22 protein-coding genes and 1 tRNA gene are annotated in these 24,682 nt (G+C 73.8%); 12 read left to right on the top strand and 11 right to left on the bottom strand.

The window, feature by feature from the left end:
- Positions 1-5 precede the first annotated feature (5 nt).
- Together nth and SM793_RS20550 are read right to left on the bottom strand one after the other, a co-directional pair.
- Positions 6-881 carry an endonuclease III gene (nth, locus tag SM793_RS20555; protein WP_413815998.1) on the bottom strand — a complete coding sequence of 292 codons (876 nt, stop codon included), beginning with the start codon at positions 879-881 and terminating at the stop codon, positions 6-8.
- A 126-nt stretch (positions 882-1,007) separates the two neighbouring features.
- Entirely contained in the window at positions 1,008-1,847 is an 840-nt protein-coding gene (locus SM793_RS20550) for an isocitrate lyase/phosphoenolpyruvate mutase family protein (protein ID WP_320439687.1), read from the bottom strand.
- A 188-nt stretch (positions 1,848-2,035) separates the two neighbouring features.
- On the opposite strand from SM793_RS20550, the gene SM793_RS20545 reads away from it, so the two are divergent.
- A complete protein-coding gene (locus SM793_RS20545) occupies positions 2,036-3,085 on the top strand; it encodes an ArsR/SmtB family transcription factor (protein WP_320439686.1) in 1,050 nt (349 codons plus the stop codon).
- 256 nt (positions 3,086-3,341) lie between these two features.
- Positions 3,342-4,016 carry a Crp/Fnr family transcriptional regulator gene (locus SM793_RS20540; protein WP_030240972.1) on the top strand — a complete coding sequence of 225 codons (675 nt, stop codon included), beginning with the start codon at positions 3,342-3,344 and terminating at the stop codon, positions 4,014-4,016.
- Between the two features lie 143 nt (positions 4,017-4,159).
- Here SM793_RS20540 and SM793_RS20535 read toward each other — a convergent pair whose 3' ends face one another.
- The 5 genes from SM793_RS20535 to SM793_RS20515 form a co-directional block, all read right to left on the bottom strand.
- A complete protein-coding gene (locus tag SM793_RS20535) occupies positions 4,160-4,987 on the bottom strand; it encodes an MBL fold metallo-hydrolase (protein ID WP_320439685.1) in 828 nt (275 codons plus the stop codon).
- Positions 4,984-5,160: a hypothetical protein gene (locus SM793_RS20530; RefSeq protein ID WP_320439684.1), complete on the bottom strand. Its 177-nt coding sequence runs from the start codon at positions 5,158-5,160 to the stop codon at positions 4,984-4,986. Before SM793_RS20530 ends, SM793_RS20535 begins: the two co-directional genes overlap by 4 nt.
- 104 nt (positions 5,161-5,264) lie before the next feature.
- Positions 5,265-6,143 (bottom strand): NUDIX hydrolase, encoded by an 879-nt coding sequence (locus SM793_RS20525; protein WP_320439683.1) that lies wholly within the window; start codon positions 6,141-6,143, stop codon positions 5,265-5,267.
- Positions 6,144-6,436: 293 nt separating this feature from the next.
- Positions 6,437-6,907 (bottom strand): RidA family protein, encoded by a 471-nt coding sequence (locus SM793_RS20520; RefSeq protein ID WP_030392643.1) that lies wholly within the window; start codon positions 6,905-6,907, stop codon positions 6,437-6,439.
- On the bottom strand, positions 6,904-7,062 hold the full coding sequence (locus tag SM793_RS20515) for a DUF4177 domain-containing protein (protein ID WP_093860985.1): 159 nt from the start codon (positions 7,060-7,062) through the stop codon (positions 6,904-6,906). The genes SM793_RS20520 and SM793_RS20515 overlap by 4 nt, the downstream gene beginning before the upstream one ends.
- Positions 7,063-7,262: 200 nt before the next feature.
- Between SM793_RS20515 and SM793_RS20510 the strand changes: the two genes are divergently transcribed.
- Positions 7,263-8,396: an ArsA-related P-loop ATPase gene (locus tag SM793_RS20510; RefSeq protein WP_320439682.1), complete on the top strand. Its 1,134-nt coding sequence runs from the start codon at positions 7,263-7,265 to the stop codon at positions 8,394-8,396.
- A complete protein-coding gene (locus SM793_RS20505) occupies positions 8,393-9,586 on the top strand; it encodes an ArsA family ATPase (protein ID WP_413815997.1) in 1,194 nt (397 codons plus the stop codon). Before SM793_RS20510 ends, SM793_RS20505 begins: the two co-directional genes overlap by 4 nt.
- Before the next feature lie 218 nt (positions 9,587-9,804).
- Here SM793_RS20505 and SM793_RS20500 read toward each other — a convergent pair whose 3' ends face one another.
- Entirely contained in the window at positions 9,805-10,128 is a 324-nt protein-coding gene (locus SM793_RS20500; RefSeq protein WP_037779213.1) for a WhiB family transcriptional regulator, read from the bottom strand.
- 522 nt (positions 10,129-10,650) lie between these two features.
- On the opposite strand from SM793_RS20500, the gene SM793_RS20495 reads away from it, so the two are divergent.
- Positions 10,651-12,912 (top strand): transglycosylase domain-containing protein, encoded by a 2,262-nt coding sequence (locus SM793_RS20495; RefSeq protein WP_320439681.1) that lies wholly within the window; start codon positions 10,651-10,653, stop codon positions 12,910-12,912.
- Between the two features lie 191 nt (positions 12,913-13,103).
- Here the strand turns inward: SM793_RS20495 and SM793_RS20490 are convergent, their stop codons facing one another.
- Complete coding sequence (locus SM793_RS20490) at positions 13,104-13,559, bottom strand: GatB/YqeY domain-containing protein (protein WP_320439680.1); 456 nt, start codon at positions 13,557-13,559, stop codon at positions 13,104-13,106.
- A gap of 102 nt (positions 13,560-13,661) precedes the next feature.
- Between SM793_RS20490 and SM793_RS20485 the strand changes: the two genes are divergently transcribed.
- The 5 genes from SM793_RS20485 (at position 13,662) to SM793_RS20465 (ending at position 18,022) form a co-directional block, all read left to right on the top strand.
- Positions 13,662-14,276 (top strand): CGNR zinc finger domain-containing protein, encoded by a 615-nt coding sequence (locus SM793_RS20485; RefSeq protein ID WP_320439679.1) that lies wholly within the window; start codon positions 13,662-13,664, stop codon positions 14,274-14,276.
- A gap of 66 nt (positions 14,277-14,342) precedes the next feature.
- Positions 14,343-15,287, top strand: a complete 945-nt coding sequence (locus SM793_RS20480; protein ID WP_320439678.1) for a metallophosphoesterase — start codon at positions 14,343-14,345, stop codon at positions 15,285-15,287.
- 101 nt (positions 15,288-15,388) lie between these two features.
- Positions 15,389-15,462 (top strand) — tRNA-Pro (locus tag SM793_RS20475).
- Between the two features lie 565 nt (positions 15,463-16,027).
- Entirely contained in the window at positions 16,028-16,657 is a 630-nt protein-coding gene (locus SM793_RS20470) for a helix-turn-helix domain-containing protein (RefSeq protein ID WP_320439677.1), read from the top strand.
- Between the two features lie 150 nt (positions 16,658-16,807).
- Positions 16,808-18,022 carry a transposase gene (locus tag SM793_RS20465; RefSeq protein WP_320439676.1) on the top strand — a complete coding sequence of 405 codons (1,215 nt, stop codon included), beginning with the start codon at positions 16,808-16,810 and terminating at the stop codon, positions 18,020-18,022.
- A 65-nt stretch (positions 18,023-18,087) separates the two neighbouring features.
- Here SM793_RS20465 and SM793_RS20460 read toward each other — a convergent pair whose 3' ends face one another.
- Together SM793_RS20460 and SM793_RS20455 are read right to left on the bottom strand one after the other, a co-directional pair.
- The gene (locus SM793_RS20460; RefSeq protein ID WP_320439675.1) at positions 18,088-19,317 is read right to left on the bottom strand and encodes a serine hydrolase domain-containing protein; all 1,230 of its coding nucleotides are present in this window, start codon (positions 19,315-19,317) and stop codon (positions 18,088-18,090) included.
- A gap of 247 nt (positions 19,318-19,564) precedes the next feature.
- A complete protein-coding gene (locus tag SM793_RS20455; RefSeq protein WP_320439674.1) occupies positions 19,565-22,339 on the bottom strand; it encodes a helix-turn-helix transcriptional regulator in 2,775 nt (924 codons plus the stop codon).
- A gap of 170 nt (positions 22,340-22,509) precedes the next feature.
- On the opposite strand from SM793_RS20455, the gene SM793_RS20450 reads away from it, so the two are divergent.
- On the top strand, positions 22,510-22,887 hold the full coding sequence (locus tag SM793_RS20450) for a nuclear transport factor 2 family protein (protein ID WP_320439673.1): 378 nt from the start codon (positions 22,510-22,512) through the stop codon (positions 22,885-22,887).
- 223 nt (positions 22,888-23,110) lie between these two features.
- Positions 23,111-24,553, top strand: coding sequence for an MFS transporter (locus SM793_RS20445; protein ID WP_320439672.1), 1,443 nt, complete (start codon positions 23,111-23,113; stop codon positions 24,551-24,553).
- The last annotated feature ends 129 nt before the right edge of the window (positions 24,554-24,682 follow it).

The raw sequence follows: 24,682 nt of genomic DNA, 5'->3' as shown, positions 1-24,682 counted from the left end.
GTCGCTCACTCGGCCACCGCCAGGTCGGCGACCTCGCCGTGGTGGGCGGCGGCGTCCGCGCGGGCGCCGGCCTCGCCGGGGAAGTCCGCGGGCGGACGCAGCCGCTGGCCCGGCTGCCCGCCCATCTCGTACTTGAGCAGCTTCTTCGCCTTCTCGGGATCGGTCTCGCCTTCGCCGTACGAGGGGCAGAGCGGTGCGATCGGGCAGGCACCGCAGGCCGGCTTCCGGGAGTGGCAGATCCGCCGGCCGTGGAAGACCACGCGGTGCGAGAGCATCGTCCACTCGGACTTCGGGAAGATCTCCGCGACCGCCGCCTCGACCTTCACGGGGTCCTCGTCGGTCGTCCACCCGAACCGGCGGGCGAGGCGGCCGAAGTGGGTGTCCACGGTGATCCCGGGGACGCCGAACGCGTTGCCGAGGACGACGTTGGCGGTCTTGCGGCCGACCCCGGGGAGGGTGACCAGGTCCGCCAGCCGGCCGGGGACCTCGCCGTCGAACTCGTCGCGCAGCGCGATCGAGAGGCCGATCAGGGACTTCGCCTTGTTCCGGAAGAACCCGGTCGGCCGGATGATCTCCTCCAGCTCCGCCGGGTTCGCCGCCGCCATGTCCTCCGGTGAGGGGTACTTGGCGAACAGCGCCGGCGTCGTCTGGTTCACCCGCAGGTCGGTGGTCTGCGCCGACAGCACGGTGGCCACCAGCAGTTGGAACGGGTTGTCGAAGTCCAGCTCCGGGTGCGCGTACGGGTACAGCTCCGCCAGCTCCCGGTTGATCCTCCGCGCCCGCCGCACCATCGCCAGCCGCGATTCGGGCTTGGGCGGCCCGCCTGCCTTCCCCACCGGCTTCCCCGCAGACGCGGTCGTCCGGACCTTGCTCTCTGCCATGCGTGAAGGCTACGCCGGACGGCCGTGCTCCTGCGGCGGATCGGCCAGGACCACCGGTGAGGACCGGACGAGGACCGGACGAGGAAGGACTGGCACGGACGGGTACTGACGGGGAATGAAGGGGTGTCAGCCCCGGAACAGCGCGTCGACGTCGCCGTAGCCGAGCGCGCCGTCCGGCTCCGTCAGGGTGCCGGGGCCGAGCAGTTCGGCGGCCGCCCGGCGGGCGGCGGTGTAGGCGAACTGGGTCAGCGCGGTGCCCACACTGATCCGGCGCACCCCGGCGGCCGCGAGTTCGGCGACGCCCGGCCCGCCGGCCACGGCCATCGCGTTGACCGGCAGCGGCGAACGGGCGCAGAGCGCGGCCAGCGCGTCGAGGTCCAGCAGACCGGGCACGAAGAGGCCGTCCGCACCCGCCGCCGCGTACGCCTCGGCCCGGACGAGCACGTCGTCGAGCCCGCCCAGCCCGAACAGGAAGACATCCGTCCGGGCGTTGACCAGCAGCTCCGGCAGGCCCGCCGCCTCCGCCGCCGACCGCGCGGCGCGCAGCCGTCCGGCCTGCTCCTCCACCGCGAACAGCGGGCCGCCGGGCGCGGCCGAGTCCTCCAGGTTGACCCCCGCCGCGCCCGCCCCCACCAGGGCCCGGACCGTCTCGGCGACATCGTCCGGCGAGGGCCCGTAGCCGCCCTCGGCGTCCACCGTGACCGGCAGGTCGACGGCGGCGGCGACCCGGCGGGCGGCCTCGACGGCCGTCGCGCGGTCGAGGCGCTGGCCGTCGCCCCGGCCCAGCGACCAGGAGACGCCGCCACTGGTGGTGGCGATCGCGGCGGCGCCGGCCGAGGCGATGACGGCGGCGCTCCCGGCGTCCCAGGCGTTCGGCAGGACGAGCACGCCGTCCGCGACCAGCGCCCTCAGCCGCTCGGCCCGCGCGCGGAGGGTGGACGGCGGGAGCGGGGAGGAGGTGGACATGTGGGTCACCGGCTTTCGGTTCGGGAGGGGCAGCGGGACGGACAGCCGGCGGGCGAGGGGTTCGGGAGGAGCCCTGGCGGCGGTGGCGGTTGCCCGCCGTCGACATCCTGCGGCCGGTCGGCAGGCGCACTCCAGTGATTAAGCTGAGGCCGAATCCTGGGCCGGAGCGGGAAAGTGGGCGGGCACCGATGCGGACCGAACTCGCGTTCTCGACGGACGACCTGGCACGGACCAGGTTCGCCGTCTCCCCCATGTGGGAGGTGGTGACCAGCCTCCGGGTGCTGGCCCACCGGGCCGTGCCCACCCTGCACCGGCCGTGGGCCGCGCAGGTCCGTCGGGCGGCGGAGGCCGCCGGGCCCGCCCTACGGCGGCTGGCCGCGCTGGTCCCGGCCGCCGGCCACCTGCCGGACTTCCTCACCCCGGTCCCCGCCGGCGCCGCTCCCACGCTCGCCGAGGAACTGGCCGCGATCGCCGCGACCCCGCCCGACCGGGTGCGGGCCGATCTCGGCATCCTGGCCGCCGAACGCGGCGGCCGGCTGCCCGCCGTCCTCGAGCCCCTGCACCGCGACCCGGACGGCGGGCTGCCCCTCCTGGCGGCCGACATCGAGGCGTACTGGGAGTTCGCGCTGCAACCGCACTGGGCCCGGATCCGCGCGCTGCTGGACGCGGACGTGCTGCACCGTGCCCGGCAGGCCGCCGGGCACGGCAGCGCCCACGTCCTCGACGACCTCCACGAAACGGTCCGCTGGGACGGCGGCGCGCTACGGCTGGAGCAGCGGCACTGCGCGGTCCAGCGGCTGGACGCCGGGGCTGGGCTGGTCCTGGTGCCCTCGGTGTTCGCCTGGCCCCGGGTGCTGACCCGGACGCTGCCGCCGGAGCCGCCGCAGCTCGCCTACCCGGCGCGTGGCGTCGCCACCCTGTGGGAGTCCGGGGCGGTCGCCGACCCCGCCGAGGCGCTCGCCGCCGTCCTCGGGCGCTCCCGGGCCCGGCTGCTCGCCGAACTGGACGCGCCGGCCTCCACCACCGAGCTGGCCCGGCGGACCGGGCTCTCCACCGCCGGCACCTCCCAGCACCTCACCGCCCTGCGCGCGGCCGGGCTGACCAGCGCGCAGCGGGCCGGGCACGCCGTCCTGCACGCGCGCACCGCCGTCGCCGACGCCCTGCTCGCGGCGGACGCGGACGGCCGGGCGGCGGACACGGTCGGCCGGGGGGCGGACACGGTCGGCCGGGTCGGGTGAGCCTCCGGCGACCGCCCGACGGCTTCCGAACCGGTCCCGGAGGAGGTCCCCGAACCGGCCTCCGCACCGGCCCCCGAGCTGCCCGGGAGCGGGGGCCGGGATGGTTCCGACGGTACGAATGGCCCCGCGCAGCACACCTCGGCACACCCCCTCCTCATATGATCGGAGCGACATGCGCCATGCTTGGTGATGCAGAGCACTGTACGAACTTGTGCCGGAGGGCTTGACGGCCGGCCGGCCGAGAAGGAGGAAGCACGTGGACGACGTTCTGCGGCGCGCCGCACTCTTCGCGGCACTCGACGACGAACAGGCCGGCGAGCTGCGCGCTTCCATGACCGAGGTGACGCTCGCCCGCGGCGAGTCGCTGTTCCACGAGGGCGACCCCGGCGACCGGCTGTACGTCGTCGCCGAGGGCAAGGTCAAGCTGCACCGGGCCTCGCCGGACGGCCGCGAGAACATGCTCGCCGTCCTCGGCCCCAGCGAGATGATCGGCGAGCTGTCGCTGTTCGACCCGGGCCCGCGCACCGCCACCGCGAGCGCGCTGACCGAGGTCAAGCTGCTGGGCCTCGGCCACGGCGACCTCCAGCCCTGGCTGCACGCACGCCCCGAGGTCTCGATCGCACTGCTGCGCGCCATCGCCCGCCGCCTGCGCCGGACCAACGACGTGATGTCCGACCTGGTCTTCTCCGACGTGCCCGGGCGCGTCGCCAAGGCTCTGCTGGACCTCTCCCGCCGCTTCGGCGTGCAGTCGGAGGAGGGCATCCACGTCGCCCACGACCTCACCCAGGAGGAGCTGGCCCAGCTGGTCGGCGCCTCCCGCGAGACGGTCAACAAGGCGCTCGCCGACTTCGCCGGCCGCGGCTGGCTCAAGCTGGAGGCCCGCGCGGTCGTGCTGATGGACGTCGAGCGGCTCTCCCGCCGCTCGCGGTAGTCCGCGCTCCCCGAGTCCGTGCGAAGGGCCCGTACGCTCCGGCGTACGGGCCCTTCGCCAGTCGCGACCGGTCCTACCGGTTCTACTGGTTCTACTGGTCCTACTTGGTCCTACGGATTCGGCGGGTCCGGTCCGGCGGGTGGTCACTCCGGGATGAGCCCGTGATCCCTGAGGTACTGGAGCTGGGCGAGGACCGACAGCTCGGCCGCCGGCCACAGCGCGCGGTCCACGTCCGCGTAGACCCGTGCCACCACCTCGGCCGCCGTCCGGCAGCCGGCCTCGACGGCGGTCTCGACCTGGGCCAGCCGGCCGGCCCGGTGGGCCAGGTAGTAGTCCACCGCGCCGAGCGCGTCCGCGAGCACCGGCCCGTGCCCCGGCAGCACCGTCCGGACGCCGTGCTCGGCGGCCATGCCGTGCAGGTGCCGCAGCGTGTCCAGGTAGTCGCCGAGCCTGCCGTCCGGGTGCGCGACCATCGTGGTGCCCCGCCCGAGGACGGTGTCGCCGGTGAGGATCGCGCCGTCCGCCGGCAGGTGGAACGTGAGCGAGTCCGAGGTGTGGCCGGGGGTACCGACCACCCGCAGGTCGAGGCCGCCGACGTCCAACCGCTGCCCGTCCGTGAGCCCCTCCGAGCCGAGCCGGTGCGCCGGGTCCAGCGCGCGGACCTCGCTGCCGGTCAGTTCGGCGAACCGGGCCGCTCCCTCGGAGTGGTCGGCGTGCCCGTGGGTGAGCAGGGTGAGCACCACCCGCTTGCCCCGCTGCTCGGCGGTCTCGATCACCCGGCGCAGATGGCCCTCGTGCAGCGGGCCCGGGTCGATCACCACCGCGAGGTCCGAGTCCGGCTCGGACAGCAGCCAGGTGTTGGTGCCGTCCAGCGTCATCGGGGAGGGGTTCGGCGCCAGCACGCAGAGCGCACGGGGGGTGGCCTCGCCGCCGATCCCGGCGGCGGGGTCGCCCGGCAGGAGTCCGCTCACCGGCGGTCCTCGGTCACGCGGTGCAACGCCCGGAGCGGCAGTGCCCGGGTGAGGGCGCGCTGGGCCACCTCGGCGAAGCTGACGGAGTCGCTCTCGCAGGCCGGGCGACGGGGGTTCAGGCGGCGGGCGGGCATCTCGGGTGCCGTCCGGCGAGCCACATCGTTGTGGGTCATCGGGCGTCGGTCCTTTCTCGTACGGATCACTCGGGGGTGGAGCAGGGACGGAACGGGAACGGTCGGGTCGGACCAGGGGTGGAACGGGAACGGGTGAGGCGCGGTCAGCCGACGCGTTCCACGGGGAACGTACCGTCGATCGTCAGTTCGTCGTACCCCGGCCAGCGGACGGTCAGACGCTCCCCGCGCACCTCGGCCCGGCCGAGCACCGGCTCCAGTGAACGGCCCGCCGCCGCCCCCAGCGCCTCGGCGGCGCTGCGCACCGGCAGCAGCTCGCGCAGCACGGTGACGGTCGGCGGCAGCATCCCGAACCGGCCCTCCTCGTAGCCTCGGACGGCCTCGGCCGGGGTGAGCCAGGCGACCCGGTCCGCCTCGCCGACCTCGCGGGCGGCACGCTGCCCAGTCGGCAGGGCCGCGACGAAGAACCAGGTGTCGTACCGGCGCTCCTCGAAGGCCGGGGTGATCCACCGGGCCCAGCCGGCCAACAGGTCGCTGCGGAGCAGCAGCCCGTGGTCGCGCAGGAAGTCGGCGAAGGAGAGCTCGTGGGCCTCCAGGGCGGCGCGCTCGGCGGTCCAGTCCCGGGGCTCGGCGACGCTGTCCGCGTCCGGACCGGCCAGCAGGACGCCGGCCTCCTCGAAGGTCTCCCGGACGGCGGCGCAGACCACTGCCTGCGCGGTCCGGGCGTCCACGCCGAGCCGTTCGGCCCACTCCTGCGGGCCGGGACCGGCCCAGCCGAGTTCGGCCTCCGCGTCCCGCCGGTCGACCCCGCCGCCCGGGTAGGCGTACATCCCGGCCGCGAAGGCCATCGACGTCCGCCGCCGCAGCAGGTACGCCTCCGGTCCGGCGTCCGTCCCGGTGTCCCGGAGCAGCACCACGGTGGCGGACTGCCTGGGCACGGGCGGGGTCAGCTCTCCGGCGTCGGCCGCCCTGATCCGGGCGGGCCAGCCGGGGGGCATCGGGAGCGTCGTTGCTCGCTGGTCCATGCCCGGATGCTAAGCGCCCGGGGGTGGGCTTGGACAGGGGTGATCCGTTGGGCGGACCGTCTCCGACAGACCGTCCCCTCGCGGGCCGGGAGGGCGTCGTCGCCCGGACACACGTCCGCCCCGGACTCCGTGCGGGTCCGGGGCGGGCGGGGCGTCGAGGGCGTCCGGCGCGTTCAGGGCGTCGGGCGCGTTGAGGGTGTCCAGCGCGCCCGAGGGTGTCGAGGGTGTCGAGCGCGTTGAGGGCGTCCGGCGCCATGAGGGCGTCCGGCCGCGGGTGCGGTAGGTGCGGTAGGTCAGGCTCCGGCGCGGACGCGGACCTGGATCTCGACCTCGACCGGGGCGTCCAGCGGCAGCACGGTGACGCCGACCGCGCTGCGGGCGTGCACGCCCGCGTCGCCGAGGACCTTGCCGAGCAGCTCGCTCGTGCCGTTGATCACGCCCGGCTGGCCGGTGAAGTCGGGGGCGGAGGCGACGAAGCCGACGACCTTGACGACCTGCTCGACCAGGTCGAGGTCACCGATCACCGACTTGACCGCGGCCAGGGCGTTCAGCGCGCAGATCTGCGCGAGCTCCTTGGCCTCCTCCGGGGTGACCTCGGCGCCGACCTTGCCGGTGCTCGGGAGCTTGCCCGCCACCATCGGCAGCTGGCCGGAGGTGAAGACGAAGTCACCGGTACGCAGCGCGGGCACGTAGGCGGCGACCGGGGCGGCCACCGGCGGCAGGGTCAGACCCAGTTCGGCCAGCTTCTCCTCGACCTTGCTCATGCCTGCTTCTCCCGCTTGAAGTAGGCCACCAGCTGCTCCGGGTTCGGACCCGGTACGACCTGGACGAGCTCCCAGCCGTCGTGGCCGAAGTTGTCCAGGATCTGCTTGGTGGCGTGCACCAGCAGAGGTGCCGTCATGTATTCCCACTTGGTCATGGCCAGACTCTAGACGTTCCGTCCCGGCGATCGGCCCCGGTCCGCGTCCGGGCGCGCTCCTGCGTGTGAGGTGGCCCACAAAGCGGGCATGATTCGGGTCCGGCGCCCCGGGTAGTCCCGGCATCCGGTGCGGTCCCTGGTTACCCTCGCGGGAGGGCACCTGCGTGGTGCCGGCCCTCGGAGACGGACGGAGACGGAGCGTGGCACGCACCCCCGGCCAGGCGGCCCGGCGCGATCCCGACTGGGAGGGCGTACGGCTGCACGTGGTCAGCGGCAAGGGCGGGACCGGGAAGACCACCGTGGCCGCGGCGCTGGCACTGGCGCTCGCCGCCGACGGCCGCCGGACCCTGCTGATCGAGGTGGAGGGCCGGCAGGGCATCGCCGAGCTGTTCGGCATCGCGGCACTCCCCTACGAGGAACGCCGGATCGCCACGGTCACCCCGGCCCAGCTGGGCCTGCCCGCGAGCGGGCCGGCCGGCGGCGCGGCAGGCGGCTCGGTGAGCGGCGCGGCCGGCGGCTCGGCAGGCGGCTCGGTGAGCGGTGAGCTGCACGCGCTCGCCATCGACACCGAGCAGGCCCTGCTCGAGTACCTCGACATGTTCTACAAGCTCGGCCGGGCCGGGAAGGCGCTGCAGAAGGTCGGGTTCGTCGACTTCGCGACCACCATCGCCCCCGGCGTCCGGGACGTGCTGCTGACCGGCAAGGCCTGCGAGGCCGCCCGCCGCAAGGGCCCGGACGGACGGCGGACCTATGACGCGGTGGTGATGGACGCACCGCCGACCGGCCGGATCACCCGGTTCCTGAACGTCAACTCCGAGGTGGCCGGGCTGGCTCGGATAGGGCCGATCCACAGCCAGGCGCAGGCCGTGATGCGGGTGCTGAAGTCGCCGGAGACCGCCGTGCACCTGGTCACCCTGTTGGAGGAGATGCCGGTCCAGGAGACCGTCGACGGCATCGCCGAGCTGCGCGAGGCCGGTCTGCCGGTGGGCGGGGTGCTGGTCAACATGGTCCGGCCTCCGCTGCTGGACGCGGCCGCGGTGGCCGCGGTCGACGGCGACCACCGCGAGGAGGTCGCGCTGGCCCTCGGCGAGGCGGGTCTCGGGGGCCGCTCGCGCAAGCCGGAGACCGTCCGGGCTGCGGTCGAACCGCTGATCGATCCACTGCTGGAACAGGCCAGGGAGCACGCCGAGCGGGTGGAGCTGGAGCGCGCCCGGCGCGCCGACCTGCAGCACCTGAAGCTCCCGACGTACGAACTTCCACTGCTGGGCGAGGGTGTGGACCTCGGCACGCTCTACCGGCTGGCGGGCGAACTGAAGCGTCAGGGGGCAGCGTGAGCGGGCGGACCGGCACCACCGGACAGGGCGGCGCGGCAGTCGGCGGCAGCCGGCTCGCCGTGGACGAGCTGATCGACAATCCGAAGACCCGGATCATCGTCTGCTGCGGCTCCGGCGGCGTGGGCAAGACCACCACCGCGGCGGCGCTCGGCCTGCGGGCCGCCGAGCGCGGCCGCAAGGTCGTCGTCCTGACCATCGATCCGGCCCGGCGGCTGGCGCAGTCGATGGGTCTGACCGAGCTCGACAACACCCCGCGGATCGTCAAGGGCGTCACCGGCGACGGCGAGCTCCAGGCCATGATGCTCGACATGAAGCGGACCTTCGACGAGGTCGTGCTGGCCCACGCCGACCCCGAGCGGGCTCGCGCGATCATGGAGAACCCGTTCTACCAGTCCCTGTCGGCCGGCTTCGCGGGCACGCAGGAGTACATGGCGATGGAGAAGCTCGGCCAGCTGCGGGCGGCCGAGGAGTGGGACCTCATCATCGTCGACACCCCGCCGTCCCGGTCCGCGCTGGACTTCCTGGACGCGCCGAACCGGCTCGGGTCCTTCCTCGACGGCAAGGTGATCCGGATCCTGACCGCCCCGGCCAAGGTCGGCGGGCGGTCCGCGATGAAGTTCCTGAACGCCGGGATGGGCCTGCTCACCGGCACCCTCGGGAAGATCTTCGGCGCCCAGCTGCTGACGGACGTCCAGACCTTCGTCAGCGCGACGGACTCGATGTTCGGCGGCTTCCGGGAACGGGCCGACCGCACCTACCAGCTGCTCCAGGCGCCGGGCACGGCGTTCCTGGTGGTGGCCGCCCCGGAGCGGGACGCGCTGCGCGAGGCGGCGTACTTCGTCGACCGGCTGGCCGCCGACCGGATGCCGCTGGCCGGACTGGTCCTCAACCGGGTGCACGGGACCGGCGCCCCGCAGCTCACCGCCGAGCGGGCGCTGGCCGCGGCCGAGGCGCTGGAGGAGAACGGTTCGGAGCAGGTCTCGCCGGACGCCGAGCTGCTGGCGGCCGGGCTGCTGCGACTGCACGCCGAACGGATGCAGGTGATGGGGCGCGAGCGACGGACCCGTGACCGCTTCGTCTCGGTGTACCCGGACGTGCCGATCGTCGAGGTCGCCGCGCTGCCCGGGGACGTCCATGACCTGGAAGGACTGCGGACGATCGGCGAGCGGCTCGGCGGGTCCGCGGACTGAACCCGTCCAGCCGGCCCGTGAGCGGGGCCGGTCCGGGTTACCGCTCCGGCGCGGGTGGTCGCACCGGCCCGGGCTGCCGCTCGGATTGGGTGGTCGCACCGGCGCGGCCCGGGCTGTCGACGCGGACCTCCGGACCCGAGCCCCCCGACCCGAGCCCCCCGACCCGGACTGTGCGCCCCAGTTGTGCTCCGCACGGCCGAAGCCCGTGCGGCGATGACTCAGCCCGCCTGGGCGTAGTCCGTCAGTATCACGCCGGTGGCCAGCGAGGTCTCGTACTCGGTGCGAGCCGTCTCCAGCAGCCGCCGCCACGAGATCACCGTCGGCCGACGGCGCAGCAGCGCCCGGCGCTCGCGCTCGGTCATCCCGCCCCAGACCCCGAACTCCACCCGGTTGTCCAGGGCGTCCGCCAGGCACTCCGTGCGCACGGGGCACCCGCTGCACACCGCCTTGGCGCGATTCTGCGCCGCCCCCTGGACGAACAGTTCGTCCGGATCACTCGTGCGGCAGGCGGCCTGCGCACTCCAGTCGTCTACCCAGCCCATGCCGGCGCCGTCCTCTCCCGAATCGAGGCTCCCCCACGGCGGCAACGGCATATTCACCGTTGCCAGTTGAGGACGTTACGGAAGAACGACAGCTTGCAACAGCCCCTTCGGGCTCAATCTCGAATGACCCAATTGGACTATGGGTGGCGATCAGCTCACTCGTTGGAGTGATCGCAGGTCGCAAGCATTGCCAGGGCCACGTTCACCACTCTCGCCACGCGGACCGTCACGCAGAGCTACCGGACACAGGGGTGCAGCCGCCATCAGCTGCCTCAAAAACACCGCGAAGGTAGATAATTCGGGCAAATCTCATCACTCACAAGAGTGATCGATGCTGACGCAGCGAAGCTGTCGCAAGCTTGTGACAAGCCTAGGCGAACACCTGCCCCGGTGTGCGGCATTCGGCAACGTAGGGTTCTCCCCATGGCACCGAAGCGCCCCCAGGCACCCCAGCCCCCAGGCAACACCGGAGCTCCGCGCGGCAAGCGCCGCGGGTCACCGCTCGACTATGCGGGACACGGAGTGAAGTTCCTGGGGGTCAGCGTGCTGTCCGGCGTACTGCTGGCGGGCATGGCCCTGCCCGCCGTCGGCGCGCTCGGCCTGACCGCCAAGAACACGGCGGAGGGCTTCTCCAACATCCCGGACGACTTCAGGACGCCGCCGCTCACCCAGGCGACCCAGATCTTCGACGCCAAGGGCGGACTGATCGCCAAGGTCTACGAGCGCGACCGCACCGTCCTCACCGCCGACCAGATGTCCCCGTACATGCGGCAGGCGCAGGTCGACATCGAGGACGCCCGCTTCTACGACCACGGCGCCGTCGACCTCAAGGGCGTGCTCCGCGCGATCAGCAAGAACGCGGAGAGCGGCACCGCGTCCCAGGGCGCCTCGACGCTGACCCAGCAGTACGTGAAGAACGTCAACGTCGAGAAGGCCGGCGACGACCAGGCCGCCGTCCTGGAGGCCCAGCGCAAGACCCTGGGCCGCAAGATCCAGGAGCTGAAGGTCGCGATCAAGCTGGAGGAGGATCTGACCAAGGACCAGATCCTCACCAACTACCTGAACATCACCTTCTACGGTCACCAGGCGTACGGGATCGAGGCCGCCTCCCAGCGGTACTTCAGCAAGAGCAACAAGGACCTCACCATCGCCGAGGCCGCCACCCTGGCCGGCCTGGTGCAGAACCCGTCGCAGTACGACCCGGTGCGCTTCCCGGACAACGCGGTGAAGCGGCGCAACACCGTGATCGACAAGATGGTCGAGAACAAGCACGCCACCGCGGACCAGGCCAAGGAGGCCAAGGCCGCCCCGCTGGGCCTGAAGTACAAGGACCCGCAGAACGGCTGCATCACCGCCCAGGCGGGCATGGGTTTCTTCTGCGACTACGTCCGGCACGTGGTCAAGCAGGACCCGGCCTTCGGCAAGAACGCCGCCGAGCGGAAGAAGTTCTGGGACCAGGGCGGCCTGAACATCTACACCACCCTCGACCCGGACAAGCAGGCCGCCGCCCAGGCCGCGGTCACCGGCAGGGTCAAGGTCACCGACCCGGTGTCGGCCGCCGCGACCATGATGGAGCCGGGCACCGGCAAGATCCTGGCGATGGCCCAGACCCGCCCGTACGGCCTGGAGCCGTCCAAGAACCAGACCGTCGTCAACCTCAACGTCGACGCGGCGATGGGCGGCGGCAACGGCTTCCAGCCCGGTTCGACGTTCAAGCCGATCATCGCCGCGGCCGCGCTCGAGAACGGGATGGCGCCCACCAAGCCGTACCCGTCCGAGAACCGCATCGAGTGGCCGACGATGAAGACCTGCGAAGGCACCTGGAAGAACACCTACAAGGGCAACGAGCGCTACGTCCCGAACGAGAGCAAGAGCGAGATCGGCCCCTACGAGCTGAAGCAGGCGATGGCCCTCTCGGTCAACACCTACTTCGTTCAGATGGAGCAGGAGATGGGGCTCTGCCCCGTCAAGCAGATGCTCGACAAGCTCAACATCACCACCACCGCCTCCGGCGCCAAGCTGGAGGTCGTGCCCTCGATCACCCTGGGCACCAAGGAGATGTCGCCGCTGACCATGGCGAACGTCTACGCGACCTTCGCCGCCCGCGGCAAGCACTGCACGCCGATCGCGATCAACAAGATCTCCACGGTCGACGGCAAGGAGGTCAAGGTCCCGCAGACCACCTGCACCCAGGCCTTCTCCGAGCAGACCGCCGACGCGCTGAACACCGTCCTGCTCAATGTGACCGAGAAGGGCACCGGCGCCACCCTCGGCCTGGAGGACGGCCGCCAGATCGCCGGCAAGACCGGTACCACCGACAAGAAGAAGGCCGCCTGGTTCAGCGGCTACACCCCGCAGCTCGCCACCTCGGTCTGGATCGGCGGCCCCACCGGCGGCGTCGAGATGAAGAACATGAAGATCGGTGACACCTACTTCGGTGCCGACGGCGTCTTCGGTGCCACCGGCCCCGGCCCGATCTGGAAGATGGCCATGGACGGCGCGCTGAAGGGCTCCCCGAAGGAGACCTTCCAGACCATCGACATCCCGGACCCGGCCCCCAAGCCGGACCCGAACGCCACCCCGGGCGCGACCCCCCCGGCCGCGCCCAACCCGGGCGGCGACCCGAACGCGGGCGGCAACCCGCCGCCCCCGGCGGCGGGCAACCCGAACCCCGGCACCAACGCCGGCGGCTTGATCGGCGGCGGGTTCACCTTCCCGCCGGGGGTCATCGGCGGGAACGGCGGCGACGGCGGGAACGGCGGGAACGGGCGCGGCCGCCACTGAGCGGACGGCCCACGGGCTTCGGCAGGACCAAGAGGGGCGCCCCCCGAGCTTCTCGCTCGGGGGGCGCCCCTCTTGGTCCTGCCGTGTTCTTCGCCTTGTGGTTCCCCGCCTTGCGGTTCCCCGCCTGCCGTTCTTCGCTTTGCCGTTACGCGCCTTGCCGTTCCGCGCAGTTTCTCGGGTCCGGGGACCGCTCAGCCGGCGAGGGCGGACTTCACCGCGGCGGCCACCCGGCCGCCCTCGGCCAGGCCGTCGACCTTCGGCCGCACCAGCTTCATCACGGCGCCCATGCCCTGCGGCCCGACCGCGCCGCTCTCGGCCACGGCGGCGGCCACGATGGCCGTCAGCTCGTCGTCGGACAGCTGCTTCGGCAGGTAACCGGCCAGCACCTCGCCCTCGGACACCTCACGGGCGGCCTGCTCGGCCCGGCCGGCGTTCTCGAACGCCTCCGCGGCCTCCCGGCGCTTCTTCGCCTCCCGGCCGATCACCTTGAGCACCTCGGCGTCGGAGAGCTCGCGCTTCGTCTTCCCCGCCACCTCCTCACTGGTGACGGCCGCCAGCGTGAGCCGGATGGTGGACGAGCGCAGCTCGTCCCGGTCCCTGATGGCAGCCGTCAGGTCCTGGTGCAGCTGCTCCTTGAGCGTCGTCATGGCCCCGAGTCTCCCACCTGCCACGTTCCGACGCGCACCATTAACTCCGCCCGCTTCGCCCCGCCCCTTCTCCAGTCATCGATAACCTCTTAAAGTGGTTACATGACGGATGAGCGAAGCCCGGGTCTGGTCCTGCACTCCCCCGGCGGGACTCGCTTCCACTTCGACCCCGGCACGCTCTGCCTGGAACTGCTGCCCACCGGCGGCCCCGGCCACTACACCCGGTACGAGATCCTGCACCGGCCGTCCGACCTGCTGGAGTGGCTCGGACAGTCCCGGCTCGGCCTGCCACCCGGCAGCGTCCGGATCAGTGACGACCAGCTGGCCGCCGTCCGCACCCTGCGGGACGCCCTCTGGCGCCTCACCGCGGCCCGCGCGAGCGGTGGTCGCACCCCTTCCGACCCCGACGACCGCACGGTGCTCAACCGGGCCGCCGCCCGCCCGCCGCTCGCCCCGCAGATCGCCCTCGACGGCACCGCGGCGCCACCCCTCCCCGGTGACGGCGACCAGCTCGCCTCCACCCTCGCCCGGGACGCCATCGCCCTGTTCACCGGCCCGCACGCGGACCGGATCCGCGAATGCGGCGCCGACGACTGCCGACTGCTCTTCGTCGACACCTCCCGGCCGGGCCGACGGCGCTGGTGCTCGATGGAACGCTGCGGCAACCGCCACAAGGTCCGGGCCCTGCGCGCCCGGCGCGAACGACCCGAGGGGTGACCGGACGTGTCCCCGGGCGCACCCCGACAGTTCACCTGCTGATCCGCCGTCTGAGAGCATGGACCGATGCGACCGCTGTACTCCGTTCCCCTCGGAATCGCCGCCACCGGCGCCGCCTGCCTCGCCTACTCCGTTGGGTACGAGGTCCGTTCCTTCCGCCTCCGCCGGGTCGAGGTCCCGGTCCTCCCCCGAGGCGCCCGACCCATCCGGGTACTGCAGGTCTCCGACATCCACATGGTGAGCGGCCAGGGCAGGAAGCAGCGCTGGCTGCAGAGCCTCGCCGGCCTCCGGCCCGACCTGGTGGTCAACACCGGCGACAACCTCTCCGACCCGGACGGCGTCCCCGCCACCCTGGACGCGCTCGGGCCGCTGATGGACTTCCCCGGCGTCTACGTCTTCGGGTCCAACGACTACTACGGCCCCGCCCGCCGGAACCCCGCCCGCTACCTCCAGGCGATGCGCACCGGCAGCCACGGCATGAACAACGCCGACGGCAGCGCCCGCCACGGCATCACCGGCGCCGTCCACAACCCCTGGGAGAAGCTGCGCGACGCCTTCGACGCCGCCGGCTGGCTCGACCTCACCAACACCCGGGGCCGCCTCACCGTCGCCGGACTCGACCTGGAGTTCACCGGCCTGGACGATCCGCACATCCGCCGCGACCGCTACAGCGAGGTCACCGGCGGCCCCTCCCCCGACGCGGACCTCTCCCTCGCCGTCGTGCACGCCCCGTACCTGCGGGTCCTCGACGCCTTCACCGCCGACCGCTACCCGCTGATCCTGGCCGGCCACACCCACGGCGGCCAGCTCTGCATCCCCTTCTACGGCGCCCTGGTCACCAACTGCGACCTCGACGCCAAGCGGGTCAAGGGCCTCTCCACCCACCAGGCCGGCGGCCGCCGCTCCTACCTCCACGTCTCGGCCGGCTGCGGCACCAACCGCTACACCCCCGTCCGCTTCGCCTGCCCCCCTGAAGCCACCCTCCTCACCCTCACCCCGACCCCCCACTGACCCACCCGCCCCGCTCGCCGAGAAACCGGATTTCGTCTCTCGGCGAGCGTCCGGTAGAGTTCTACTCGTCGCGAAGGAGACGGAGCGACAAACAGCAGGACCGGGGTGTGGCGCAGCTTGGTAGCGCGCTTCGTTCGGGACGAAGAGGCCGTGGGTTCAAATCCCGCCACCCCGACCCAGTCCAGAGGGCCTATCGGAGAGATCCGATAGGCCCTCTGGCGTTTTGCGTGCCCATCTGAGTGACGGGGCCTCAGGCTCCTGGGACGCAGGGATCCCCGATGGTGACCGGAGCCTCGGACTGTCCTGCTCGCTTGCAGGACCGGGCGAATGGCTACCGGAACGCAGGTCATGTCCGACTGCGTACCGGGTGGGTCGGCCTGGCTGGGCGGGTGGTGCGGGTGTGGGGGGTTCTGGTGGCTGGGGTGGCGGCCGTGGCGGTGGTTGTCGGGTTGTGTGCTGCGGTCGGGGAGTGCGGTGGAGGGGTGCGACCGGGCTGGTGGGCGGGTGGGGTGGGAATCCGGTGGTTGTCGGGCGGGTGGGGTGGGGGCGGCGTAGCGTCGGAGTGTCATCGTTCCGGTACGCAGCGGAGCGCTCGGATCGCCCGAAGGAGGCGTCTCCACCATGTGGTTGGGCCACTCGCATTCCCTGGCCGTCGTCGCGGCGGCGCTACCCGGTACTTCTCGTGTTCCCGGCGGCGGGCGATGAGGCAGGAACGTGCCCGGCAGACCCGTCGTGCTCTTTTGGACGCCGCGGCAACGGAGTTCGACCTGCATGGGTACGAGGGGACTTCGCTGGCGCGGATAAGTCGGACCGCCGGGGTCACCCTGGGGGCGCTCACCTTTCACTTCCCGTCCAAGGCCGCGCTGGCGGATGCCGTCCGCTCCGAGGGAGCCGCCGTCACCGGTGCCGCGGTGCCGGGGGCAGCCGGTGGCGGTCGCCGACCCGACCCGGGTGTAGGTGGATTGATCGACCTGCTCACCCGGCTGCTGGACGAGGAGCCGAGTGTGCGGGCAGCCGCTCGGCTCAGTTGGGAGCAGCCGGGATCGGCGGGCGACTGGCATGCGGCCTGGGGGCCCGAACTGCGTGACCGGCTGGCCCGGGAACGGTCCGCCGTGCCTGCGGACGACGTGTCCGCGGGCGCCGCGCCGGTTCTGGACGAGGTCGATCTGGAGACGCTGGCGCACTGCCTGGTGGCCGGATCGGCGGCGCTGCGGCGGGGGATCGTCCGCCTGGGCGGCGCCGGCCCGGTCGCTCCGGAGGAGCTGCGGCGGCGGCTCCAGCGGCTCTGGCAGCACGCGGCGGCCGGTGCCGTCACGCCTGCGGGCTCGTCGGCGCCAAGGCTCAACCGGCTTGCCGCGCCGAACGTTTGACCGCGTCCGTTGCGCGACCGTCGGCCGCCGGGTCGCCGGAATTCGCCAAAGCGCTTCCGGGGCCCGGGGGGACGTCGGAACAGAGCGATCGTTCACTATCCTCCCGGGGACGGCACCTCACGGCACCACACCATCCCGGGGAGCTCATCAATGGACGCGCAACCCCTGTCACCGGTCGGCGAAGCCGCCGTCTCCCGGTTCGCCGAGCAGGTCTTCGCCCACCTGGGTCGGAGTGACCAGCGTCGCTGGGCGCGGGCCTATCTGCAGGGACTGCTCTCGGTGCCCGGCCGCAAGTCCCTGGCCAACATGGCCGCCGGCCTGGCCTCCGGGCCGACGGCGGCGGCCACCGTCTCCCTCTCGCTCCAGCAGTTCGTCAACGGCAGCACCTGGGACTGGCGTCCGGCCCGCCGGGTGCTCGCCGGCCTCGCGGCCGGTCCCCGCCCGGTGCGGGCCTGGACCGCCGCTCTGGTGGTCGTCCCCAAGCGCGGCGACCAGGTGGTGGGCGTCCACCGGCGATTCGATGCGAGGACCGGACGGACCGTCAAATGTCAGGCGGCGTCGGGCCTTTTCGTCGCCACCGACCGGGACGCCGTCCCGGTGGACTGGTCGCTGCTGCTCGACCCGAGCTGGACGGACGAGCCGCAGCGGCGCGCCCGGGCCCGGATCCCCGGGGATGTCGCCCCGCTCCCGGCGGGTGAGCTCCTGGTCGGGATGGTGGACCGGCTCGCCGCCCACCATCCGGTGGCACCGCTGGTCGCCGGGCTCGACGCGGCGGAGGACCCGATCCGGCTGGCCGCCGCGCTCGCCCGCCGCTCCGTCCCGTACGTGCTGGAGGTCCGTGGCGGCCAGGCAGTCCGGCCGGTGCTCCAGGCCACCACGGGCCGGCACGGGCGGGTGCACCAGGGCACCGTGCCCGCCGAATCGCTGTTCCCCCGGCGCCGGCCCCGGACGTCGGCGGACCCGCAGCCGGTGTTGCGCGGCACACCCGTCCTGCCGCCCGGCCCGGCGACCACGGCGGCACCGGTGACGGGCACGTCGGCGGCGCCGGTGCACCGGCTGTGGGCGCGGTGCGACGGCGACGGCGGGCCGCGGCGGTACTGGCTGACCGATCTGGCCGAGGACGCGCCGGGCGTGCTCGCGCTGCTGGACGCCGCCTCGGCCACCCGGAGCACCGTGGACCGGCTGGGTTCGGACTTCGGCCTGCTGGACTTCTCCGGCCGCTCGTACACCGGCTGGCACCACCACATGACGCTGGTCTCGGCCGCGTACGCGCTCGGCCGGGACCTGGCCGTCCGGGCCGGGGGAAGTGGCGGGACCGCCGGGACGGCGAGGGCCGCCGGCGGCACCCTCCGGGACTCCGCCTAGCCGCCCGGCCGCCCAGCTGCCCAGCCGCGCGGCCCAGCCGCCCAGCTACCCGGCCACCCGCCCGGTCAGGCGTCGACGGCCTGGTAGACCGTGGTCCAGAAGTCGTGGATCAGCCGGGCCGAGTCGGGGACGGTCATCCCGACCTGGGTGAGCACGATGCCGACGAGCCCGTGCTCCGGGTCGGCGTAGGTGGAGGTGCCGCTGCCGCCGTCCCAGCCGAACTGGCCGACAGGGGCGTAGTCGCCGCGGTAGGTCCGGACCGCCGAGCCGAGGCCCCAGCCGCCGTGCTGCCCCTGACCGTACGACAGGTGCACGTTGTCCTTGGCCAGGGCCTCGCGCAGGGCGGTCTGCTCTGCGGTGAGGCGGTTGGTGGTCATCAGCTCGACCGCGGGGCGGGAGAGGATGCGCTCGCCGCCGTGGACGCCGCCGTCGAGCAGCATCCGGAAGTAGGCGTGGTAGTCGTCGACGGTGGAGACCAGGCCGCCGCCACCGCCGGGGAACGCCGGGGGCTTGCTCCAACGGCCGTCCGCCGACTCGTCCCAGACGTGGAACTCGCCCGTCTGCGGGTCGGGGGCGTAGAGCGCGGGCAGCCGGTCGATCTTCTCGGCGGGCACGTGGAAGCCGGTGTCCGCCATCCCCAGCGGACCGAAGACCCGCTCACGGAGGAAGCTCTCGAACGACTGGCCGGTGACCCGGGCGACGAGCACGCCGAGGAGGTCGCTGGCGATGTGGTACTGCCAGCGCTCACCGGGCTGGTGCATCAGCGGGAGCGTGCCGAGGCGGCGCAGCCACTCGTCCGGCTCCGGCATCGGCTGCGGCAGGTCGGGGGTGAGGCCGTTCTCGAAGATCGCGCCCATGATCGGGCTGCCCAGGGCCGTGATGTCCATACCGAGGCCGAAGGTGGAGGTCAGCACGTCCCGGACGGTGATCGGCCGCCGGGCCGGCACGGTGTCGTCCAGCGGGCCGTCGATCCGCTTGAGGACGCGGCGGTCGGCGAGCTCCGGCAGCCAGGTCTGCACGAGGTCGTCCAGCCGCAGCCGGCACTCGTCGAGCAGGACCATGGCGGCGGCCATGGTGACCGGCTTGGAGGTCGAGGCCATCCGGAAGATCGTGTCCCGGCCCATCGGCGCGCCGCCGTCGTGGCGCACGGTGCCGATGGCCTCGACGTGCGTCTCCCCGCCCCGGCCGATCAGGGCGACGACGCCCGGGACCCGGCCGGACTCGACGTGCCGCGTCAGTACCTCGCGCACCTTGCGCAGGCCCTCGTCGCTGAAGCCGCCGTTGCTGCTGGTCATGTTGACTCTCCCCGCCCAGTGGTGTTCGTGAACTTCCGAACGCTCAAGAAGCTACATTGCGTTCACAAGCTCGTCAACGCCAAAGAGGGCAACAGGGCCTTCCAATGCTGGACACGAGGTCGTTCATTGCAATGGCTGCGAAGTCGAAATGCAATGCCGGCCCGCGCAGTCGTTGCAATGGAGTCAGGGTGGGACAGGGGTGGCGTCGAGGTGGGACCGGGTGGGGCCGGGTGGGGCCGGAGTGGGATCAGGCCCGGAACAACGTCGCCAGCTCCGTCCGCGAGGCGATCCCCAGCTTCGGATACGCCTTGTAGAGGTGGTGCCCGACGGTCCGCGGGCTGAGGAAGAGCTGCGCGGCGATGTCCCGGTTGGTCAGCCCCCGGGCCGCCAGCCGGGCGATCTGCAACTCCTGCGGGGTGAGCATCGTCAGGGCGCCCTCGGCGACGGCCGGGGCCGGGGCGGCGGTGCCGGTGGCGGTCAGTTCGGTCCGGGCGCGCTCCGCCCAGGGCTCGGCCCCGAGCCGCTCGAAGGTCTCCAGGGCGGTGCCCAGATGCGGGCGGGCGTCCGTACGGCGGCGCTCCCGCCGCAGCCACTCGCCGTACAGCAGGGCGGTGCGGGCGCGTTCGAACGGACGATGGGCGCCCTCGTGCAGGTCGAGGGCCGCCCGGTACGCGGATTCGGCGAGTTCGTCCGGCCCCAGCAGCGCCTGGCAGCGCAGCCGCAGGGCCTCCGCCCAGGGCGTCCCCGCCGCGCCCGTCCAGCGGGCGAAGCGCTCGTACGGCTCGGCCGCCCGCTCCGGTTCGCCCAGCCGGACGGCCGCCTCGACCAGGTCGGGAACCGCCCGGGTGGCGCCGACATGGTGCCGGTACGGCCCGGTGGTGAGCGCGTGCAGCCGGTCGGCGGCCGCCGCCGCTCGGCCCCGGCCGAGGTCCAGCAGGGCGAGCGCCCAGTGCGCCCACGGCTCCCCGGCAGCGGGCGCGGCCGAACCGGGGACCAGCGCCGCCGCGGCCAGCTCCGCGCACCGCTCGTCGTCCCCCGAGAGGGCCGCCAAACAGGCCAGCAGCGAGGCGAGTTGGCTGGTCCACTGGGCCTGGCCGGTGTCCCGGGCGAGCGCGAGGCCCTCCGTCGCCGTCACCTCGGCGTCGCGGTGCCGGCCGTGGAACAGTTCGGCCTCGGCGAGGAAGAACTGCAGCGTCGGCAGCACCCCGACCGTCCCCTTGGCCCGGGCCTCGGCCGTGAGTTCGGCGGCCAGCTCCAGGGTCTCGTGGTCCCGGCCGAGGACGAGGGCCGCGCCGCACAGCTGCACCAGGTCGACCGGGCTCTCCGCGCCGGCCTTCCGGGCGGCCGCCGCGGTGGCGCGGACGTCGGGCAGGGCGTCGGCGGGACGCCCCAGCGCGGGCAGTACGGCGGCCGGCAGGTGCCGGGCCAGCGGGGCGAGCGGTTCGTCCGCGCCCAGCGGCAGGGCGGCCAGCCGGTCGAGCACGGTGGCCACCTGCTCCTCGCCGACGTACCAGGCGGCATGGAAGGCCTGGAGCAGCATCCGGGCCGCGTGCGCGGGCTCGATGTCGGTCGCGGCGGCGTCCAGCAGCAGCCGGTACGCGGCCGGGTAGGCGCCGCGCCAGAAGTGCGCGACGGCCCGGACCTGGTCCAGCAGCGCGTGGGCGAAGACACTGTCGGTGCGCGCGCCGGCCCGTTCGGCGAGCGCCTCGGCCAGCTCCAACTTCCCTTCCTCGGTGGCGGCTTCGGCGGCCAGCACGAGACGCCGGGTGGCCCCGTCGCGGTCCGGGGTGAGCGCGGCGGCCCGCTCGTACGCGGCGGCCGCGCCGCCGTGGGCGCCCCGGGCCTCGGCCCTGGCGGCGGTCCGCTCCAGCGCGTCGGCGAGTCCGGCGTCGGGCGCGGTGGCGGCGAGCGCGAGGTGCCAGGTCCGCCGGTCGCCCTCCTCCAGTGCCTCGCCGAGCGCCCGGTGAGCGGCCAACCGCTGCTGGAGCGGGGCCCGTTGGAGGACGGCCGCGCGCAGCAGCGGGTGCCGGAAGGCGAACCGGCGATCGGCGCCGAAGGTGACCAGCCCGGCCCGTTCGGCGGGCTCCAGCGCGTCGGCGCCCGCGCCGAGCGCCGCGGCGGCGGCCAGGACGACGTCCAGCTCGCCGTTCTCCTCGGCGGCGGCGACCAGCAGCAGGGTCTGGGTCGCGGGCGGCAGACCGGTGACCTGGCCGTGGAAGGCGATCCGGAGCCGGCTGGTGAGGGCGAGCCCGCCGGACGCCGGATCCGCCTCGGTGGAGGGGAGTTCGACGAGCGCCAGCGGATTCCCGGCGGCTTCGGCGAGCAGCCGCCGCCGGGCCGGACCGGTGAGGGCCGCGCCCGTACGGTCGTCGAGCAGGCGGACGGCGTCCGGTTCGGCCAGGCCGGTGAGCCGCAGCTCGGGCAGGCCGGCCAGCGGCCCGACGTCCGCTCCGGCACCGATGTCCGCAGTGCCGATGTCCGCAGCACCGACGCCCGCAGCACCGACGCCCGCCCCGGCCCCCGTGTCCCGGGCGGCGAGCAGCAGGGCCACACCCTCGGCCTGGAGCCGACGCGCCGCGATCAGCAGGGCGTCCAGCGAGGAGCGGTCGAGCCACTGCACATCGTCGACCACGCACAACAGCGGTCGTTCCGAGGCGAGTTCGGCGAGCAGCCTGAGCGTGGCCAGCCCGGTGAGCAGCCGGTCGGAGCCGCCGGCCGTCTCGCCGAGCCCGAACGCGCCCTCCAACGAACGCCGTTGCGGGCCGGGCAGAGCGTCCAGCCGGTCCAGGCCGGACGCCAGCAGCAGACTCAGCCCGGCGAAGGGGAGTTCAGCCTCGTACTCGACGCCGGTCGCCCGGACCACCCGGAACCCGTCACCGGCCGCCGCCACCGCGTAGTCCAGCACCGCCGTCTTGCCGATCCCCGGCTCACCGCGCAGCAGCAGGACGCCGCTGCGACCGCCGCGCGCCCCCTCGAGCAGCGCGTCGACGACGGCCCGCTCCCGTTCCCGCCCGTACAGCACCCCGGTCCCCCTCCCCCGACACCCCCATGGCCCCGCTGGTCCGACCCTACTGGCGCCCACCCCGGTACCCCCTACCTATCCGTGACGGATTCGCCCGTCGCCCGCCTTCCGTAAGTTTTCGACCAGCGGGAACGGCCCGCCAACCACCGCACCGGACAAGGGAGAAGACCATGACCGCCAACCTGCACACCGACCTCGGACAGCTCGCCGCCCGCTACCTCGCCGCGTGGAACGAGACCGACCCGGCCGCCCGCCGAAAGCTGATCGACGAGGCGTGGGCCGAGGACGGCCGCTACACCGACCCGCTGGCCGCCGTCACCGGGCGCGAGGGCGTCGATGCGCTGATCGGCGCGGCGCAGGGGCAGTTCCCCGGCCTGGTGTTCACCCTCGGCCCGGTCGACGCCCACCACGACATCGCCCGTTTCACGTGGAACCTCGGCCCGGCCGGGGAGGAGCCGCTGGTCATCGGCTTCGACGTGCTGGTCGCCGACGCGGAGGGCCGGATCGCCTCGGTGTACGGCTTCCTCGACCGCGTCCCCGGCGCCTGAGCCGTCGGCGTCCTCCGACTGCCGGCAGTGCTCCCGGGGCGGGCCGCACCGGCGCCCGCCCCGGCCGGTACCGAACGGCTCGCCGTACCTCGTGGCCGCCGTCCGGACCCGGCCCCTCCGGACCCGGCCCCTCCGGACTCGGCCCGCCCACCCAGCGCCTCGCCCGCCCAGCGCCCCGCCCACCCCGCGCACGCACGCCGCCGCGAACCCACTGGAGCAGACCTTGTCCAGCACCTTGGCCGCCCGGGCCGCCACCTCAGCCACCGCCTCAGCCACCGCCCCCGGCACGGCGACCGCCCCCGCCCCGCGCGGCCTGCTGCCGGTCCTGCTGACCGCGACCTTCATGACCGCCCTCGACGTCTTCGTCGTCAACGTCGCCATCCCCTCCCTCCAGACCGACCTGAGAGCCGGCCCCGCCGCCGTCCAATGGGTGGTGGCCGGCTTCGGCCTCGCCCTCGCCGTCGGACTGATCACCGCCGGCCGGCTGGGCGACCGGTACGGCCGCCGACGGATGTTCGGCCTCGGCCTGGCCCTGTTCACCCTGACCTCGGCCGCCTGCGGCCTGGCCCCGACGGCGGGCACCCTGGTCGGGGCCCGGGTCGCCCAGGGGCTGGCCGCGGCGCTGATGGGCCCACAGGTGCTGGCGATCCTGCGGACCGCGTACAGCGGCGCGGCGCAGGCCCGGGCGTTCGCGATGTACGGGCTGACGATGGGGCTCGGAGCGGTGTTCGGCCAGCTGATCGGCGGCGTGCTGATCCGCGCCGACCTGTTCGGCCTGGACTGGCGCAGTTGCTTCCTGCTCAACCTGCCGGTCGGCCTGGCCGCCCTGGCCCTGGTGCGGCGCTGCCTGCCCGAGTCGCGCAGCCCGCACCGGCCTGGTCTCGACCCGGTGGGCGTCGTGCTGGTCACCCTCGCCCTGACCGGCCTGGTGCTGCCGCTGATCCAGGGCCGCGAGAGCGGCTGGCCGCTGTGGACCGGGCTCTGCCTGGGCGGCGCGGCGGCGCTGCTCGTGCTCCTCACCGTCCACCAGCACCGGCGCGGGCGGTCGGGCGGCTCGCCGCTGGTGGACACCCGGCTGTTCCGGGACCGCGCGTTCACCACCGGCCTGCTCGCCCAGCTGGCCTTCTGGCTCGGCCAGGCCTCGTTCTTCCTGGTGCTCGCCCTCTACCTGCAGCCGGGCCTCGGCCTGGACGCGCTCGGGGCGGGCCTGGTCTTCACCGCGATCGGCCTCGGCTACCTGCTGACCTCCACCACCGCGCACCGGGTGGCCGCCCGGCTCGGCCGGCAGGCGATCGCGCTGGGCGGGCTGCTGATGGCCGCCGGTCTGGGTCTGCTCGGGCTGGCCGTGCACCTGGCGGGCACCACCGGCAGCGTCTGGTGGCTGGCACCGGGCCTGTTCGTGGACGGCCTCGGGATGGGTCTGGTGATCGCCCCGGTGACCTCGCTGGTGCTGGCCGGCGTCGAACCCCGCCTCGCCGGCTCGGCCGCGGGTCTGGTGGCCACCGTCCAGCAGGTCGCGGGGGCGCTCGGGGTCGCACTGATCGGCATCCTCTACTACGGCGCCGCCGACCCGGCCACCGCGTTCGGGCGCAGCCTGGGGGCGCTGGCGGTCCTGGAGGTGCTGCTGGCGGGCCTGGTCCAGTTGCTGCCCCGCCGGCGGGGGTGAGCGGGCCGGAAGGACCAGCGTGACCGGCAGGACCCGCAGGGCCCGCATGACCGGCATGGGCGGATTGACCGGCAGGACCGGCAGGACCGGCAGGACCGGCAGGAGCGCGAAACGCGGGGCACGAAGGAA

This window comes from Kitasatospora purpeofusca (genome assembly GCF_034043715.1).
GTDB lineage: Bacteria > Actinomycetota > Actinomycetes > Streptomycetales > Streptomycetaceae > Kitasatospora > Kitasatospora purpeofusca_A.
This window is presented reverse-complemented; position numbering and strand designations above follow the sequence as displayed.

What these genes read in the sequence shown, in the direction of transcription:
- nth (WP_413815998.1), bottom strand. Translation starts at nt 881, where the DNA reads ATGGCAGAGAGCAAGGTCCGGACGACCGCGTCTGCGGGGAAGCCGGTG.
- SM793_RS20550 (WP_320439687.1), bottom strand. Translation starts at nt 1,847, where the DNA reads ATGTCCACCTCCTCCCCGCTCCCGCCGTCCACCCTCCGCGCGCGGGCC.
- SM793_RS20500 (WP_037779213.1), bottom strand. Translation starts at nt 10,128, where the DNA reads ATGGGCTGGGTAGACGACTGGAGTGCGCAGGCCGCCTGCCGCACGAGT.
- SM793_RS20490 (WP_320439680.1), bottom strand. Translation starts at nt 13,559, where the DNA reads ATGACGACGCTCAAGGAGCAGCTGCACCAGGACCTGACGGCTGCCATC.
- SM793_RS20485 (WP_320439679.1), top strand. Translation starts at nt 13,662, where the DNA reads ATGACGGATGAGCGAAGCCCGGGTCTGGTCCTGCACTCCCCCGGCGGG.
- SM793_RS20450 (WP_320439673.1), top strand. Translation starts at nt 22,510, where the DNA reads ATGACCGCCAACCTGCACACCGACCTCGGACAGCTCGCCGCCCGCTAC.
- SM793_RS20465 (WP_320439676.1), top strand. Translation starts at nt 16,808, where the DNA reads ATGGACGCGCAACCCCTGTCACCGGTCGGCGAAGCCGCCGTCTCCCGG.
- SM793_RS20520 (WP_030392643.1), bottom strand. Translation starts at nt 6,907, where the DNA reads ATGAGCAAGGTCGAGGAGAAGCTGGCCGAACTGGGTCTGACCCTGCCG.
- SM793_RS20525 (WP_320439683.1), bottom strand. Translation starts at nt 6,143, where the DNA reads ATGGACCAGCGAGCAACGACGCTCCCGATGCCCCCCGGCTGGCCCGCC.
- SM793_RS20480 (WP_320439678.1), top strand. Translation starts at nt 14,343, where the DNA reads ATGCGACCGCTGTACTCCGTTCCCCTCGGAATCGCCGCCACCGGCGCC.
- SM793_RS20530 (WP_320439684.1), bottom strand. Translation starts at nt 5,160, where the DNA reads ATGACCCACAACGATGTGGCTCGCCGGACGGCACCCGAGATGCCCGCC.
- SM793_RS20515 (WP_093860985.1), bottom strand. Translation starts at nt 7,062, where the DNA reads ATGACCAAGTGGGAATACATGACGGCACCTCTGCTGGTGCACGCCACC.
- SM793_RS20545 (WP_320439686.1), top strand. Translation starts at nt 2,036, where the DNA reads ATGCGGACCGAACTCGCGTTCTCGACGGACGACCTGGCACGGACCAGG.
- SM793_RS20460 (WP_320439675.1), bottom strand. Translation starts at nt 19,317, where the DNA reads ATGACCAGCAGCAACGGCGGCTTCAGCGACGAGGGCCTGCGCAAGGTG.